Annotated in this window: 1 protein-coding gene; it reads left to right on the forward strand. The window is 73.0% G+C overall.

The genetic code is table 11. From position 1 onward, the window contains the following. Positions 1 to 109: 109 nt before the first annotated feature. Positions 110 to 352, forward strand: a 243-nt coding sequence (locus AC1DKD_RS42590; RefSeq protein WP_477144918.1) for a hypothetical protein, incomplete at its 3' end; no start/stop codon positions are given.

Genomic DNA, 352 nt, shown 5'->3' on the forward strand with positions numbered 1-352 from the left:
GCTTATCCTCCCACCCCGGCCGGCAGTTGCAGGGCCTCAGCCAGCGACCCTCGACGAGCGGGCTGACTCCCGGGACACTGTAAAGCCCCGCCGCCTCCGGATGCCGCGCTTGGTCGAGCTGGCAGTCCTCGCCGCCGCAAACCTGCTGTCCCTTGCAGCATTCTGCTGGCCGCTGCTCGCCGCGGCGCTCCCCCAGGACGCCACTGCTGCCCTGCCCTACGCGGCGCTGGCCATCGCACCCGTGGCGGCGGTCGCCGTCGTGGTGTCCCTGGACGGATCGGTCCGCTCGGCACATACCGTGGCCCTGCTCGGCGTCCTGGCCGCCGTCGGTTCCGCCGTCCGTGTGGCGAGC

It is taken from the genome of Cupriavidus sp. 05T313 (assembly GCF_056396665.1).